Genomic DNA, 16,170 nt, shown 5'->3' on the forward strand with positions numbered 1-16,170 from the left:
AACAGCTCATCTTCATGGTTACCATGCATTACCTAAAATGTAACTCAGCAGAAAGGCATAGTAAGGTGATAAAATGATATTAATGGAAGATGTTTATAAGAAATACCCTAACGGCATAACAGCTGCTAACGGTCTTAACATTAGCATTGGCGAAGGGGAATTTGTTTATGTAGTAGGTCCGAGTGGTGCTGGTAAATCTACCTTCATCAAAATGATTTACAGAGAAGAACGAGCGACAAAAGGTAAAATCATCGTAGACAAATTTGATTTGATTAATATGAAAAATCGTGAAATCCCATATCTTCGTCGTAACGTAGGCGTGGTATTCCAAGATTACAAATTACTTCAAAGCAAAACAGTTTACGAAAACATTGCTTATGCGATGGAAGTGGTTGAAACAGAACCATCCATAATTAAAGAACGTGTTATGGAAGTTCTTGATTTAGTCAACCTTAAGCATAAAGTAAGAATGTTGCCGGATGAACTTTCCGGTGGTGAGCAACAGCGGATATCCATTGCCCGCTCGATTGCGAATATGCCTAAAGTATTAATAGCAGATGAACCGACCGGTAACCTGGATCCTGATACTTCATGGGAAATCATGAACATCCTTGAAGAAATAAGCAATCGCGGAACAACCATCGTGATGGCAACCCACAACAAAGAAATTGTTAACACCTTGAAACACCGGGTAGTCGCTATCGAGAATGGAAGAATTGTTCGAGATGAGCAGCAAGGAGAATATGGCTATGAAATTTAGGACTGTAGGAAGACATATAAGAGAAAGTTTTAAGAGCCTTTACCGGAATGGTTGGATGACCTTTGCAGCAGCGAGTGCAGTAACAGTAACACTTATCTTAGTCAGCGTGTTTTTTGCAATATTGATCAACATGAACAAGCTTGCAACTGATGTAGAAAACAATGTACAAATTAACGTACATATTTCTCTAAGCGCAGACAAGAAACAGCAGCAAGAACTTGAGAAAAACATTGAGAAGATTGATGGAGTTGATAGTGTCAGCTTTTCTTCTAAAGATGATGAATTGAAGAAATTAGTTGGCGCGTACGGCAAAAACTTCGAATTGTTTAAACAAGATAATCCACTATATGACGTCTTCGTTGTAGAAGCAAAAGAGCCGACACAAACGAAGGAAATTGCTAAAAAAATAGAAAAATTACAGTACGTAGATAATGTAGAGTATGGCGAGAAAACAGTCGACAAATTGTTTGATACCTTGAAATGGGGCCGATATGCTGGTATTATACTAAGCATTGGTTTATTACTAACAGCAATGTTCTTAATATCAAACACAATCAAGATTGCCATTTTCTCCCGTCGTAGAGAAATAGAAATAATGAAATTAGTAGGTGCGACCAACTGGTTCATACGCTGGCCTTTCGTTTTAGAAGGAGCTTGGCTAGGATTAATTGGCTCGATTGTACCAGTTGTGTTAACATTCATAGGTTATGTGAATATTTACAACTTAATCAATCCGAAGTTAGTGACTAGCTCACTATCACTTCTACCACCAACACCATTTGCCTATCAAATTAGTGGCTTGATTATTGCAATCGGCGTACTAATCGGGATTTGGGGAAGCGTAATATCTATCCGCAGATTCTTGAAAGTCTAACAAAGAAAATTACTAAAATCGAAATAAAAATAATCTAAAAGAAAAAGCTAGGGAGCTTTTTAGGAGGTAAACTTTTTGAAGAAGAATACGTTTATTGCGATTTCACTCGCAGCAGTTATCAGTTTAACACCGGCCTTTACCACAAATGTTTCTGCCGACGTGAATACAGACATTCAAAATCAAGATAAAAAAATCAACGACATCAAGTCTAAGAAAACAGATTTACAATCAGATCTTTCTGGTTTAGTAGCTGACCTTGAGAAAGCTCAAGAAAAAGCGAAAACTTTACAAGGAGAATTTGATCAAACTGGTAAAGAACTTAAAAAACTAAATGAAGATATTAAAAGTATCAATGAACGTATTAAAGAACGCGAAACAGTTTTAAAAGAACGTGCTCGCGCAATGCAAAAAACTTCTAATTCTAACGCTTATCTTGAAGTTATCTTAGATGCAGAAAACCTTTCCGATTTAGTTGGTCGTGTTTCTGCAGTTAACCAATTAGTTGAATCCGATAAAACTATTTTAGAAGATCAACAAAATGATGAAAAAGCTTTAAAATCAAAACAAACTGCTGTTAAGAAAAAACAAGAAGAACAAGCAACAGCAATTCACGAATACGAAGCAGAACAAAACAAAATCGAAGCACAAAAAGCTGAAAAAGAAGCAATCGTTGCTCAACTAGCTTCTGAACAAGCTACTGCTGAAAACGAAAAAGCTGGTCTTGTAAATGCAGCAAAAGCAGCGTCTGAACGCGCAACTGCTTTACGTGCAGCAACATCTTCAAACGTTGGAGAATCAAATAATTCTTCTTCTAGCAAAAATAATTCAACAACTATAGAAGCAGCTAGTAACGATGCAGCACCATCTAATGTAGCACCATCAACTGGTGGCGGATATGGTTCGATGATGTCTGCAGCAAGAGCGCAACTTGGAAAACCTTATAGCCTTGGAGCAAGCGGCCCAAGCGCGTTTGACTGTTCTGGATTTACTTCTTATGCATTCCGTGCAGCTGGCGTTTCTCTTCCAAGAACTTCTGGTGGACAATATGCAGCAGCTTCAAAAATCAGTGCTAGTCAAGCAAAACCAGGTGACTTAGTATTCTTTAACTACGGAAGCGGAATTGCTCACGTTGGAATTTACGTTGGTGGCGGTCAAATGATCAACGCGCAAAACAATGGCGTTAAATATGACAACATCACTAGCGGTTACTGGGCTAAATATCTTGTAGGATATGGCCGTGTAGCTAACTTCTAATCATTATTGAAAAGTTAAAAAGCACCTTTGTCATTTTAAACAAAGGTGCTTTTTTATATGGAACATTAAAGGGAATTATGAAGTTCCTAGTCAAATAGAGAATAGAAAAGGAGCTTAATATGTTAAAAAAATATGGGGTAGCAACAGCACTAAGCCTATTGATTATTGCCGCACCATTAAGCGGCGCACATGCGGAAAGTATTAATGACATGCAAAAACGCCAAAATGAAATTGAACAAAAGAAATCAGAACTCGATAAAAATTTAGATTCGAAAAATACAGAACTAAACCATTTAGAAAGCGCTGAAAAAGACGCTGCTAAAGAATTAGAATCACTTTTAAAAAGCATTGACGAAACAGATAAAAAATTAAAAGAACAAGAAGGCAAAGTGGATTCTGAAAATGAGAAACTCAAACAACTGAAAAAAGAAATGGAAAAATTACGTAATGACATTCGTGATCGTCAAAAAGTACTTGATAACAGAGCTCGTGCTATCCAAACAACTGGAACAGCAACTGCTTACTTAGATATGATTTTTGAAGCGAATGATTTTAAAGAACTTATCGACCGTGTGACAGTTGTATCCGCAATTGTAAAAGCGGACCAAGACATTATGCAAGACCAAAAAGATGACCAAGATAAACTAAAAGTAGCAGAAACTACTTCTGAGAAAAAACTAGAGAACTTGAAAGTACTTGCAGTTGAATTAGAAGTTTCGAAAAACAACATGGAGAGTCAAAAACAAGAAAAAAATGATTTAGTAATGGCTCTTGCGAATAAAAAAGACTTAACGAAGAGCGAACAAAGTCTTTTAGCTAGTGAACAAGGTGCGCTCACTGATGAAGAAAAACGACTTGCTTCCAGTATCGCTGGTGAAAAAGCAAAACAAGAAGCAGCAATCAAAGCTGCTGAGGAAAAACGTATGCAAGAAGCCGCATCAAGCGCCCACAACTCCACTGCTGTAAACAATTCAGGTTCAGGCTCAAGTGGATCAACCGAAACAGTTGGCTCCGGTGGCAGTGGTCTATTTATTAAACCAGCGTCGGGAATTTTAACGTCAGGATTTAGCGAACGAACCAACCCGGTAACTGGTAAATATGAATCTCATAAAGGACAAGATATTGCAGGTGGCGGTACAATCACAGTTTCTGCTGCAGCATCTGGAACCGTAGTATTTTCTGGTTTCGGTGCGTCAGGTAGTGGCTTTGGCGGCTATGGGTATGTTGTTAAAATTGACCACGGTAATGGTTACCAAACACTATACGGACACATGCGCGCAGGTAGTCTAAAAGTAGTTACTGGTCAACGCGTTTCCCAAGGTCAACCAATTGGTATTATGGGATCAACCGGCCAATCAACTGGTCAACATCTTCATTTTGAAATTCACAAAAATGGCGTTCCAGTCAATCCAGCACCATATCTTTAATTTTTAAAAACCATTGGCATCGGGTCAATGGTTTTTTTCTGGGATAGAAGCGAACTGGAATAGGCTAAACGCCGATTTTATGATATGATACTACTATCAGTTTGTGTAAGAAAAGGGGGAACACAATGGGGCTGTTGGCTTATCTATTAGTGATTTTGCTAATATTAAATGTATTCTTTGCGGCAGTGACGGTCTTCTTAGAAAGACGCGATACATCCGCCACTTGGGCTTGGTTACTAGTCTTAACTTTTGTTCCGATATTTGGTTTCATTATTTACTTGATTTTTGGAAGAAAATTATCTGGGAAAAAGATTTTTGATTGGAAGGGACAAGAAAAAATTGGAATTCAGGAATCTACTGCCAACCAAATAGAAATGATTCGGCAAAAAGAATTTCCTTTTAGCGATCCGAATGTGAAAAAGCACCGCGATTTAATTTATTTATTACTCGTTAATGATGGTGCTATTTTGACGCAAGATAATGAAGTAGAGCTTTTTGTGGATGGTCATGAAAAATTTGATGCTTTAATTGCTGATATTGAAAAAGCGAAAGATCACATACATCTAATTTATTATATATTCCATTCCGACGAACTTGGCAATCGCTTAATGCGCGTGCTCGAACGAAAAGCAGCAGAAGGCTTAAATGTTAAAATTATATATGATGCAATGGGGTCAAGGACGACGAAAAAATCTTTTTTCCGCACTTTTGAAAAAAATGGTGGTTTAGTTAGACCATTTTTCCCATCCAAATTGCCATTGATTAATTTCCGACTTAACTACCGAAATCACCGAAAATTAGCGATAATTGATGGAGATGTTGGTTATATTGGTGGCTTTAATATCGGGGATGAGTATCTTGGTGCGTCCAAGAAATTTGGTTACTGGCGCGATACGCATTTACGTGTGCATGGTAAGGCTGTTTACGCGATGCAAACTCGCTTTATTATGGACTGGAATTCGGCATCATCGACACATAAAATTGATTACAAAGCGCGATATTTCCCTACTTTTCATGGGAAAGGTCACACGAGTATGCAAATTGTTTCGAGTGGCCCAGATTCCGAATGGCAACAAATTAAAAATGGTTACATTAAAATGATTAATGCTGCCAAAAAAACAATTTATTTACAATCGCCTTATTTTATTCCAGATGCGAGCTTGCTTGAAGCAATCAAAATTGCCGCACTTTCTGGGGTGGATGTTCGAGTGATGATTCCAAATAAACCGGACCATGCTTTCGTTTACCGAGCAACAACGAATTACGCCGGGGAATTAATGGAAACAGGCGCGAAAATATTTATTTACGATAATGGCTTTATTCACGCAAAAACACTTGTTGTGGATGGGGAAATTGCTTCAGTCGGAACAGCTAACATGGACTTCCGCAGTTTCCGGCTTAATTTTGAAGTCAATGCTTTTATTTATGAAAAGCAAATGGTGCAGCAACTAGAAGATGCCTTTTTAGAAGATATTTTAAAATCGTATCAACTGACACCAGAATTATATGCAAAACGGTCCTTATGGATTAAATTTAAAGAAGCGGTAAGTCGACTTTTATCGCCTATATTATAGAAGTATTAAAGAAAGCTGGTGTAGAAAATGAATGTTTTTGTTGAAATACTAAATGGAATAGGTAGACTGCTTCTACAACCAGCATTGTATGTAGGAATTCTTTTAGTTATAATGGCTGGTTTCAACCGCGTAAAGTGGGAACGTAAGTCATTTAGTATCAGTATATACTCGCCTTGGTTAGAATTGAAAAATTTCTTCGGACTGAGTTTGTTATTTGGATTGGCTATTTCGGTCGTTACAGCGCTAATTGGTTTTGGTGTTATGATCGAATGGGTCGCCATTTTTAACGCAGTAGCATGTTTCTTATTGATTGCTGGGATGTTCCGATTAAGTTCGACTGCTTTTACAATCGGAATTACAAGTTTAATCTTTTATTTCTGCTATTATTTTGATATTGATTTAGCACCATTTAAGAATGTGGCCTTAACGTATGATGCGCTTTATATTGATAATTTTATGGTTTCGATGACATTTTTACTTGCGATATTGTTATTTATAGAAGCTTTCTTAATTCAATATACAAGTGCAAAAAATCCGTCACCATCACTACGAAAAAGTAAACGTGGTAAATTAGTAGGTTCTTATCAATTAAGAAAACTATGGTTTGTGCCAATCGTCATGTTTATACCAGGAGATGTATTTACGAAAATTTTCGAATGGTGGCCAGTTTTTGCAATTGGTTCGCACTCTTACTCGTTAATTATTTTGCCGCTGTTTATCGGGTTCCAACAGCAAGTACAAGGACAATTTCCAGAAGAAGCTAGTCGAAAAACCGCTATTCAAGTTACAACACTTGCGACAATCATTGCAGTAGCTGGTTTAGTTGGAATCGTGATGCCTGTGCTAACATTATTTGCTTTCATGTTTGCAGTTATTGGACGTTTTTGGATTTCTTACAGCCAATATCGCGCAGAAAAATTATTACCGAAAAAATTTGGTCCGCAGCCTGATGGACTCGTCATTCTAGGTGCTCGCGTGGCAACACCTTCTGCACGCTTAAACTTAAAAGCTGGTGAAAAAATCACAGAAGTGAACGGTCAGCCAGTGCATACGCGCGAAGAGTTATACGAAGCGCTTAACTTAAACCGTGCATTTTGTAAGCTAAAAGTAATTGATAATGACGGCGAACCACGTTTTGAACAAACTGCACTTTATGAGAATGAATCATTTGAACTTGGTTTGTTGTTAGTTGAACCGAGATAATTTTAAGGCACCAGTGTTGTTGGAAAGCAGCATTGGTGTTTTAAGTTTTTGTAAAGATAAGATTAATATAAAGGCATTTCTACCCGAAAAAGGTTAATTCATGCTATATTTTAGATAAAAGGGTTACATAAAGAAGGGATGGGAAGTACGTTGGTAAAAATTCTTGTAGTTGATGATGAGGCTTCTATTGTTACCTTGCTGCAATTTAATATTGAAAAAGCTGGATTTGATGTAGTGACAGCGGAGGATGGCAGAACTGGATATGAACTTGCTCTCTCTGAAAAACCAGATTTAATTGTGCTTGATTTAATGCTTCCTGAAATGGACGGAATCGAAGTAACGAAAAAACTTCGTCAAGATAAAGTAAACGTGCCAATTTTAATGTTAACAGCTAAAGATGAAGAGTTAGACAAAATTATCGGGCTTGAACTTGGGGCAGACGATTATATGACAAAACCATTTAGCCCAAGAGAAGTGGTCGCACGAATTAAAGCCATTTTACGCCGAACAGAAGGAAAAGCGGAAATCATCGAAGAATTAACAGAAGACGCGGAAGCAACAATACTAATTGGCGATTTGAAAATTTTGCCAGATAGTTATGAAGTGTATTTGCAAGATGATTTGTTGGATTTAACACCGAAAGAATTTGAGTTATTATTATTCCTTGCAAACCACCGCGGCAAAGTTTTCTCAAGAGATCAATTACTAGATACCGTATGGAATTATGATTACGTCGGCGAAACGCGAATTGTAGACGTTCATGTCAGTCATTTGCGCGATAAAATCGAAATAGACACCAAACAACCGAAATACATCAAAACCATCCGCGGCTTTGGTTATAAAATGGAGAATGTAAAATAATGAAGAAATTATGGCTGAAAATCGGATTATCCTTTATTATCTTATTTTTCGTTGTGATGGTGATTGTTGGCGTTTTTTCCGGGGAACTAATGAAATCAACCTATTTAAATATGAAAGAAAGTCAATTAGAAGATGACGCGAAAATCTTACTTCAAACAACTAATATTGAAAACTTAGACTTAGATAAAGATGCCGCTGCTATTCAAAAGAGCCTTAATCCACTCGGAGATGAAATTGATGCGCGCATTACTGTGATTGATAGTGAGGGTGACGTGGTAGCTGACACGAAAAAAGACCCGGAAAATCTGGATAATCATATGAATCGCCCTGAAGTAACAGATATCTTGGAAAAGGGAGAAAGCGTTGGTATTTCAATTCGTGAGAGTGATTCACTCGGTTACAGCATGCTTTATGTCGCTGTTCCAGTGAAACATCAAGATAAAACAGACGGTGTGCTAAGAATCTCGATTTCACTTGAATCTGTAGACGCCGCAGTTGCCAAACTTTGGGGAAACCTAGCGCTAATCTTCGGTATTGCCCTTGTTATTATCGCGGCAATCAGCGTATTCATCGCCCGAAAAATTACTAGACCAGTTCGCGAAATCATCGAAGTTTCGACGGACTTGGCTAATCATAAATACGATAGTCGCATTCACGGCAAAGTCAGCGGTGAACTTCAGGACCTTTCCATCAGCGTAAACACATTGGCAGAAAGTCTAGAAACGCAAATGTTTGAAATTAAGCAAAATGAACAACGACTCAATGCAATTGTCCAAAACTTAGTCAGCGGCGTTATGCTTATCAATATCGACAAACAAGTAATCATGACTAATCGAACAATGTATCAAATTTTAGGAGAAACAGAAATTACTGGCAAGCCATTTTATGAAGTTATTAAAAGTTTCGCGCTTAGTCAGTTAATTGAAGCAACTTTTGAAACAAAAACGATTCAACAAAAAGAAATAATTCTCTATTTCCCACGCGAAATGATTTTAGATGCAAGTGTTTCGCCGATTTTAGCTGAAAATGGGGAAATTACAGGGATTATCTTACTTTTACATGATATTACCCAGATTCGTCATTTAGAAAATGTTCGCTCTGAATTCGTAACAAACGTGTCGCACGAACTAAAAACACCAGTAACCGCACTGAAAGGCTTTGCAGAAACATTGCTTGATGGCGCGATGTACGACGAAATGTTGCTCAAAAAATTCTTAACGATTATTAAAGAAGAAAGTGACCGGTTGCATCGTTTAATTATGGATATCCTCGCGCTTTCCAGAATTGAACAAAATCCAGTCCCAGAAAATATCGAATTAGTTGATGTGGATGACGTTATCGAACAGTCAGCCCGTACTATTTTCGAAATGGCGACCGAAAAACATATCCATGTTATCATTCCAGAAAAAACTACTACATCCGTTACGATTGAAACCGATCGTGATAAATTGCAGCAAATTTTAATTAACCTGCTTTCTAACGCAATTAACTACACACCAGTAGATGGAAAAGTAGAAGTTAAATTAATAGAGCAAGAAGCAGAAGTTATAATAGAAGTAACTGATAACGGAATCGGAATCCCAGCTAAAGATATTGACCGCGTGTTTGAGCGTTTCTACCGGGTAGACAAAGCGCGTAGCAGGCATTCCGGCGGTACCGGCCTCGGACTTTCCATCGTCAAACATCTCGTCGAAAATTGCGGCGGACGAATCGAAGTGGAAAGCCAAGAAGAAGTCGGTTCGACATTCCGTGTTACTTTACCAAAAAAAGCCTAATTAATATCCTGTTTGAGAGAATGTAATCTTTCAGACAGGATATTTTTATTTTATTTACAAAACGAACAAAATTGGGGCGATAATTTACCAGTTTGCCTTCTGTTTGAAAGATATTCATAAAAAAGTTTACATTTCCGACAAAAAATGTGGTTATTTACAATTACTTAACATTAGCTACACACCACCTTAAATCTCAGGCGTTATAGTAATACTTGTAAGGAATAACAATTAAAAAAACAAGGTGGGAATAAGATAATGAAAAAGAAGTATTTGGGAATAGTAGCAATGTTAGCAGCAGTAATGCTTGTCTTCGCAGCATGTGGAAGTGACAGCAGTTCATCAGATAAAGCAAACGGATCAACAAAAGGGGATAAAGAAGTTTCTGGCTCATTAACAGCAGTCGGATCCACTGCACTTCAACCACTCGTTGAAGCAGCTTCCAAAGAATTTACAAACACTAACCCTAAAGCACAAATCAATGTGCAAGGCGGTGGTTCTGGAACTGGTTTAACACAAGTACAACAAGGCGCAGTAGAAATTGGTAACTCGGACGTATTCGCTGAAGAAAAAGACGGCGTAGATGCTTCGAAACTAGTTGATCACCGTGTAGCAGTTGTCGGAATGGCTCCAGTAGTAAACAAAGACGTAGGCGTTAAAAATATCACTAAACAACAATTAATCGATATCTTCACTGGTAAAACAACAAACTGGAAAGACGTTGGCGGTAAAGACGAAAAAATTACAATCATTAACCGTGCAGAAGGAAGCGGAACACGTGCTACTTTCGAAAAATGGGGACTTGATGGTAAAACACCAATTAAAGCACAAGAACAAGATTCATCTGGTACAGTTCGTAAAATCGTAAGCGAAACTCCAGGAGCAATCAGCTACCTAGCATTCTCTTACATCGACGCTTCCGTAGTTGGACTTTCATTAGATGGTGTTGAGCCAACTGAAGATAAAGTAGCAACAAACGACTGGAAAATCTGGTCTTATGAACATATGTATACAAATGGCGAACCAAAAGGTCTAACAAAAACTTTCTTAAAATACATGACTTCTGATGAAGTGCAAAACAATATCGTACCACAACTTGGTTACCAATCAATCAAATCCATGAAAGTGGAACGCGATGCATCTGGTAAACTAACTGACGTAAAATAAAAAGAATGAAATGGGCGTCTATCCTAGTAATACCGGGATAGACGTATACCCATGTTAGGAGTAAACATGGGAGGAGAAAGGAGCTTACGTGACTTGGAAGCGATAAAAGAAAAGAAGCTTACACAAACTTCTAAAAAGGCGCATCTAGAAACTAGAGGCAAAATAATTACATTCATCTGTATTTCCATCATGGTTATTGCCGCGGCGTCTATTTTATTTTTTGTTATATCAAAAGGTTTAGCTACATTTACGGTCAATAAAGTGTCTTTTGTTGATTTTATAACTGGGACAGACTGGAACCCTTCGCAAAAAGATGCAAATGGTAATCCGTTAGTTGGCGCTTTGCCGATGATTATTGGTTCCTTTGCAGTAACCCTTTTTGCTGCTTGTATTGCTGGACCACTTGCAATCGGTGCCGCAATTTTTATGGTGGAGATTTCACCTAAGTTTGGGAAAAAAGTTTTACAACCAGTTATGGAACTTTTAGTTGGTATTCCATCTGTTGTTTATGGATTCATTGGACTAAGTGTAGTCGTTCCGTTTATTCGTGACCATATTTCGGGAAGTGGGTTTGGTATTGCAGCTGCGACGGTCGTTTTAACAGTGATGATTTTGCCGACTGTTACTTCACTAAGCGTGGATGCGATTAAATCTGTGCCACGTCACTACCGAGAAGCTTCTTTGGCGCTTGGAGCAACACGTTTCCAGACGATTTGGAAAGTCGTACTTCGTAGTTCGCGCTCTGGGATTTTGACAGCGATTGTTTTTGGGATGGCCCGTGCATTCGGTGAAGCCCTTGCTGTACAAATGGTTATCGGGAACTCTGCGGTTATTCCAACATCTTTATTCGAGCCAGCCTCTACATTAACTAGTATTTTAACAATGGGCATGGGAAATACGGTTATGGGTACGCTTGATAATAATATCCTTTGGTCACTTGCAATGGTGCTACTTGCAATGTCACTATTCTTCATCATTGTGATCCGCTTCATCGGACGTAGGAGGAAAGTCAAATGAATGTAAAAACAAAAGATAAAATCGCGACAGGCGTGTTCTATGCTATTGCCGTATTAATTGTTGTTATCTTAGCTGGTTTATTAGGCTATATTTTAGTAAAAGGTGTTCCGCAACTCAGCTGGAAGTTTTTGACGACCCCACCACAGTCGTTCCAAGCTGGCGGCGGTATCGGTCCAGAAATCTGGAATTCATTTTATATGCTCATTATTACGATGATCATTTCTGTTCCTATCTCGCTCGGTGCGGGAATCTATATGGCAGAATATGCGCGTAAAAATTGGATTACAGATTTAATTCGTACAACAATTGAAGTGCTTTCCTCACTTCCGTCTATTGTTGTAGGGCTCTTCGGTTTCCTTGTTTTTGTTATTCAAATGGGGTGGAGTTTCTCGGTTATTTCCGGGGCGCTTACACTAACGATTTTCAATTTGCCATTATTAATTCGTGTTGTGGAAGAAGCACTTAATGCGATTCCAAACACGCAGCGTGAGGCGGGACTTGCTCTCGGTTTATCCAGATGGGAAACGATTACGCGAGTGCTTGTTCCAGCCGCGCTACCAGCAATTATTACAGGGGTTATTTTAGCAGCAGGACGGGTATTTGGTGAAGCAGCCGCGCTTATTTTCACAGCAGGGCAAAGTACGCCGATTCTTGATTTTACTGACTGGAATCCAATGAATCCAGCTTCACCACTAAATATTTTCCGCCCAGCAGAAACGTTAGCTGTTCACATTTGGAAAATTAATGGTGAAGGAATTATGCCGGATGCGCAAGCTGTTTCGGACGGAGCATCTGCTGTATTAATTCTTTCGGTATTACTTTTCAACGTCCTAGCTCGTTTGCTTGGAAAATTTGTTTATAAACGCATGACCTCGTCGTAAAAAGCCAGGAAAAGGAGATTAAAATGATGTTAACAAAGAAACCTGAAATCAATACAATTTTACAAGCAACACCAGATCCTCATTCACTTCCTGCTGCAATGGCGACCGAGGATTTGCATGTATACTACGGGGATAATCACGCAATCAAAGGTGTTGATTTAACTTTCCCAGAAAATAAAGTGACAGCTCTGATTGGACCATCTGGTTGCGGAAAATCCACTTATTTAAGAGCTTTAAACCGTATGAATGATGAAATTGACGGTTGCCGTATGGAAGGCCAAATTTTATACGATGGCATTAATATTAACCGCAAAGAAGTCGATTTGTATAATGTTCGTAAAGAAATCGGGATGGTATTCCAAAAACCAAACCCATTCACTAAATCTATTTATGAAAATGTTGCTTTTGGGCTAAAACGTCATGGTATGAAAAATAAAAAAGACATCATGGAGCGCGTAGAGAAAAGTTTGCGCCGTGCAGCTCTGTGGGATGAAGTAAAAGACGATTTAGGAAAAAGTGCGCTATCACTTTCCGGTGGGCAGCAACAACGACTTTGTATCGCTAGAGCTGTCGCAATGCAGCCAAAAGTGTTGTTACTTGATGAACCAGCATCTGCACTCGATCCGATTTCAACAAGTAAAATTGAAGATTTAATCAATGAGTTGAAAAATAAATATACAATTATTATCGTAACGCATAATATGCAACAAGCAGCTCGAGTTTCTGACTACACTTCTTTCTTCTATCTAGGCGAAGTTGTGGAATTCTCAGGAACATCCGAACTTTTCACAAATCCCCAACAAAAACAAACCGAAGACTATATTTCTGGTAACTTTGGCTAGAAAGGAGCTTTTTTATGACAACCGAAACTGCTGAAAAAGTAGAATATATCATTGAAACAAAAGATGTAGATTTATTTTATGGTTCCAAACAGGCACTACAAAAAATCGCGTTAAATATTAAGAAGAATCAAGTGACCGCTTTAATTGGTCCATCGGGTTGTGGGAAATCTACTTTCCTCAGAACGCTTAACCGAATGAATGATTTAATACCAAATGTGAAAACAACTGGTGAAATCCAGATTGGCGGCGAAAATGTCCAAAATCCTAAAATCGATATGGTTAATTTACGAAAAAAAGTGGGTATGGTTTTCCAACAAGCCAATCCGTTCCCTTTTTCGATTTATGATAATGTTGCTTATGGGCCGCGGATGCACGGTGTGAAAGATAAAAAAGTGTTAGATGAGATAGTAGAGAGAAGTTTGCGTCAAGCGGCTCTTTGGGAAGAAGTGCATGATAGGCTGGATCGTTCGGCGATTGGGATGTCAGGTGGACAACAGCAGCGACTATGTATTGCTCGCGTGCTGGCCGTTAAACCTGATGTTATCTTGATGGATGAGCCAACTTCGGCACTAGATCCAATTTCGACAGCAAAAGTGGAAGACTTGATTTTAGAATTAAAGAAAGATTATACGATTGTGATTGTGACGCATAATATGCAACAAGCTTCCCGAATTTCCGATGAAACTGCCTTTTTCCTTAACGGTCGCATCGTGGAATTTGCGGATACAACCAGTATTTTTACTAACCCAGCAGAAAAAGAAACCGAAGACTATATTTCAGGACGATTTGGATAAAGGAGTGTTATTATGGTAGTCAGAAAAATTTTTACGGAACAGTTAAACGACTTGCACCAACATCTAATGGAAATGGGAATGCTTGCGAATGAGGCGATTTTTAAAGCAGTGAAGTCACTCGTACACCGCGATACGGAACTTGCGAAACAAGTAGTTGCAGAAGATAAAGCTATCAATAATATGGAGCTTTCACTGGAACAACGCTCTTTTGAATTAATCGCTTTGCAACAACCAGTCGGCATGGACTTACGAAAAATTGTTACTGTGCTGAAAACAAGTTCTGATTTAGAACGGATTGGCGATCATGCAGTAAGTATTGCCAAAACAGCTATTTTAATTGGCGAAAGTAAAGTTTTAAAACCAATTCCGGAAATTCCAGAAATGGGTGAAATCGTAAAATCAATGTTACAAGACGTGTTAAAAGCATATCTTGCAGAGGATGACGTTGCTGCTCGAGAAATTGCAATGCGTGATAATGAGGTTGATAAGCTACACAAAATCGTTTATCAAAAATGTATTCATTTCATGCAAGAAGAGCCAGAGCATATTGAAGATGTTTCGCAATTGTTGTTAGTTTCTCAGTACATCGAACGCATTGGTGATTATGTAACAAATGTGTGCGAATGGATTGTTTACTTGAAGAGTGGCGAAATTGAAGATTTAAATAGATAAAAAAAGCCCGATTTTCCTTTCCACAGGTTAATCGGGCTCTTTTTGGTGTGTTAGGCGGTTTAAATAACTTCTCAAATATTTAAGACCTTTTTTATTCCCCAGCTCTCCTTCCATATTGATAAAAAAATTATAGCATTTAATCAACAAGAATCGTTTTTTTGCTCATATTTAATCATTTTTTAGTAGATGTGTTGTTAAACTTGCGGAATCATTCCTATTTAAGTATCATATGAGTATATGACCATATATGGAAAATGGAGTGATATTCAATGGAAAACGCAAAACAACCATTAGATGAAGAAACGCTATTTAGTGTCACGCAGATTTTTAAGGCGCTTTCTGATCCCACGCGTGTGCAGATTTTAAATTTGCTTCAAGACCGGGAATACTCTGTGAATGAAATTGCACGGACACTTGCGTTTAACCAAACAACTGTGTCACATCAGCTGCGGTTTTTAAAGAATTTAAGGCTTGTAAAATCGAGACGTGAAGGTACGACAATTTATTATATGCAAGATGATAATCATGTATTAGAGCTACTCACACAAGCAATCCGACATGTACATCATCATTAATTGGGAACGCTCAGAAAACCTTTTTAGGAATGACGGGTGTTTTTTATCCCAAATAAACAGAGATTATGGTAAAGTAAGTAACAAATAAAAGCTTGGAGGAAGTATTTTGAAGAAATTATCACCAATGCAAAAATTCATTGTTATTACGGGAATTATTGTGATGATTATTATTTCGATTTTAGCAGTAGTGTGGAATCGCAATCTTACGGTAGTCATCGGTTTATCCGTTGTTCAATTTATTTTGATTCAGTTAATTTGTTATGTGGGGATTTACTCACATATGAAAGTTGGAACGGCACGCGGGGCGAAGCTATTTAGCTGGGGAATATTAACCACATTTTTATTTTCAGCCATTATTTTTATTTTTGCTACCGATAACTTTAGAACGTATTCAGCTGCAATGATTGCGCTAATTGGTTACTGCGCGGCGCTGATGATGCGTGAAATCGAAAATACGAATCCAGCTAATAAAAAACAAAAACGCGAAGAATAAAACG

The 16,170-nt window shown here is 38.1% G+C and carries 16 protein-coding genes; all 16 read left to right on the forward strand.

What is annotated here, in order from left to right; translation table 11 throughout:
* Window positions 1–73: 73 nt before the first annotated feature.
* The 16 genes from ftsE (at window position 74) to HCB49_RS12615 (ending at window position 16,166) form a co-directional block, all read left to right on the forward strand.
* Window positions 74–760 carry a cell division ATP-binding protein FtsE gene (gene ftsE / locus HCB49_RS12540; protein WP_185392347.1) on the forward strand — a complete coding sequence of 229 codons (687 nt, stop codon included), beginning with the start codon at window positions 74–76 and terminating at the stop codon, window positions 758–760.
* Window positions 750–1,634 carry a permease-like cell division protein FtsX gene (gene ftsX, locus HCB49_RS12545; RefSeq protein ID WP_185392346.1) on the forward strand — a complete coding sequence of 295 codons (885 nt, stop codon included), beginning with the start codon at window positions 750–752 and terminating at the stop codon, window positions 1,632–1,634. Before ftsE ends, ftsX begins: the two co-directional genes overlap by 11 nt.
* 75 nt (window positions 1,635–1,709) lie before the next feature.
* Window positions 1,710–2,888, forward strand: coding sequence for a C40 family peptidase (locus tag HCB49_RS12550; RefSeq protein ID WP_185605132.1), 1,179 nt, complete (start codon window positions 1,710–1,712; stop codon window positions 2,886–2,888).
* 119 nt (window positions 2,889–3,007) lie between these two features.
* A complete protein-coding gene (locus tag HCB49_RS12555) occupies window positions 3,008–4,315 on the forward strand; it encodes a murein hydrolase activator EnvC family protein (protein WP_185573857.1) in 1,308 nt (435 codons plus the stop codon).
* Between the two features lie 125 nt (window positions 4,316–4,440).
* Complete coding sequence (gene cls, locus HCB49_RS12560) at window positions 4,441–5,889, forward strand: cardiolipin synthase (protein WP_185392343.1); 1,449 nt, start codon at window positions 4,441–4,443, stop codon at window positions 5,887–5,889.
* Between the two features lie 27 nt (window positions 5,890–5,916).
* Complete coding sequence (locus HCB49_RS12565; protein WP_185605133.1) at window positions 5,917–7,092, forward strand: S1C family serine protease; 1,176 nt, start codon at window positions 5,917–5,919, stop codon at window positions 7,090–7,092.
* A gap of 150 nt (window positions 7,093–7,242) precedes the next feature.
* On the forward strand, window positions 7,243–7,953 hold the full coding sequence (locus HCB49_RS12570) for a response regulator transcription factor (RefSeq protein WP_185392341.1): 711 nt from the start codon (window positions 7,243–7,245) through the stop codon (window positions 7,951–7,953).
* Complete coding sequence (gene pnpS, locus HCB49_RS12575) at window positions 7,953–9,728, forward strand: two-component system histidine kinase PnpS (RefSeq protein WP_185605134.1); 1,776 nt, start codon at window positions 7,953–7,955, stop codon at window positions 9,726–9,728. The genes HCB49_RS12570 and pnpS overlap by 1 nt, the downstream gene beginning before the upstream one ends.
* A 255-nt stretch (window positions 9,729–9,983) precedes the next feature.
* Window positions 9,984–10,892 (forward strand): phosphate ABC transporter substrate-binding protein, encoded by a 909-nt coding sequence (locus HCB49_RS12580; RefSeq protein ID WP_185392339.1) that lies wholly within the window; start codon window positions 9,984–9,986, stop codon window positions 10,890–10,892.
* A gap of 93 nt (window positions 10,893–10,985) precedes the next feature.
* Window positions 10,986–11,909 (forward strand): phosphate ABC transporter permease subunit PstC, encoded by a 924-nt coding sequence (gene pstC, locus HCB49_RS12585; protein ID WP_077949479.1) that lies wholly within the window; start codon window positions 10,986–10,988, stop codon window positions 11,907–11,909.
* Complete coding sequence (gene pstA, locus HCB49_RS12590; protein WP_149045352.1) at window positions 11,906–12,790, forward strand: phosphate ABC transporter permease PstA; 885 nt, start codon at window positions 11,906–11,908, stop codon at window positions 12,788–12,790. Before pstC ends, pstA begins: the two co-directional genes overlap by 4 nt.
* A 26-nt stretch (window positions 12,791–12,816) precedes the next feature.
* Window positions 12,817–13,632, forward strand: a complete 816-nt coding sequence (pstB, locus tag HCB49_RS12595) for a phosphate ABC transporter ATP-binding protein PstB (protein WP_149045360.1) — start codon at window positions 12,817–12,819, stop codon at window positions 13,630–13,632.
* Window positions 13,633–13,646: 14 nt separating this feature from the next.
* The gene (gene pstB, locus HCB49_RS12600; RefSeq protein ID WP_185605135.1) at window positions 13,647–14,426 is read left to right on the forward strand and encodes a phosphate ABC transporter ATP-binding protein PstB; all 780 of its coding nucleotides are present in this window, start codon (window positions 13,647–13,649) and stop codon (window positions 14,424–14,426) included.
* A gap of 12 nt (window positions 14,427–14,438) precedes the next feature.
* Window positions 14,439–15,098, forward strand: a complete 660-nt coding sequence (gene phoU / locus HCB49_RS12605) for a phosphate signaling complex protein PhoU (RefSeq protein WP_008948735.1) — start codon at window positions 14,439–14,441, stop codon at window positions 15,096–15,098.
* 269 nt (window positions 15,099–15,367) lie between these two features.
* Window positions 15,368–15,673 carry an ArsR/SmtB family transcription factor gene (locus HCB49_RS12610; RefSeq protein WP_003722626.1) on the forward strand — a complete coding sequence of 102 codons (306 nt, stop codon included), beginning with the start codon at window positions 15,368–15,370 and terminating at the stop codon, window positions 15,671–15,673.
* A gap of 106 nt (window positions 15,674–15,779) precedes the next feature.
* Window positions 15,780–16,166 (forward strand): hypothetical protein, encoded by a 387-nt coding sequence (locus HCB49_RS12615; protein WP_185399423.1) that lies wholly within the window; start codon window positions 15,780–15,782, stop codon window positions 16,164–16,166.
* Window positions 16,167–16,170 lie beyond the last annotated feature (4 nt).

The sequence above is a fragment of the Listeria cossartiae subsp. cayugensis genome (assembly GCF_014229095.1).
In the GTDB taxonomy this organism is placed as follows: domain Bacteria; phylum Bacillota; class Bacilli; order Lactobacillales; family Listeriaceae; genus Listeria; species Listeria cayugensis.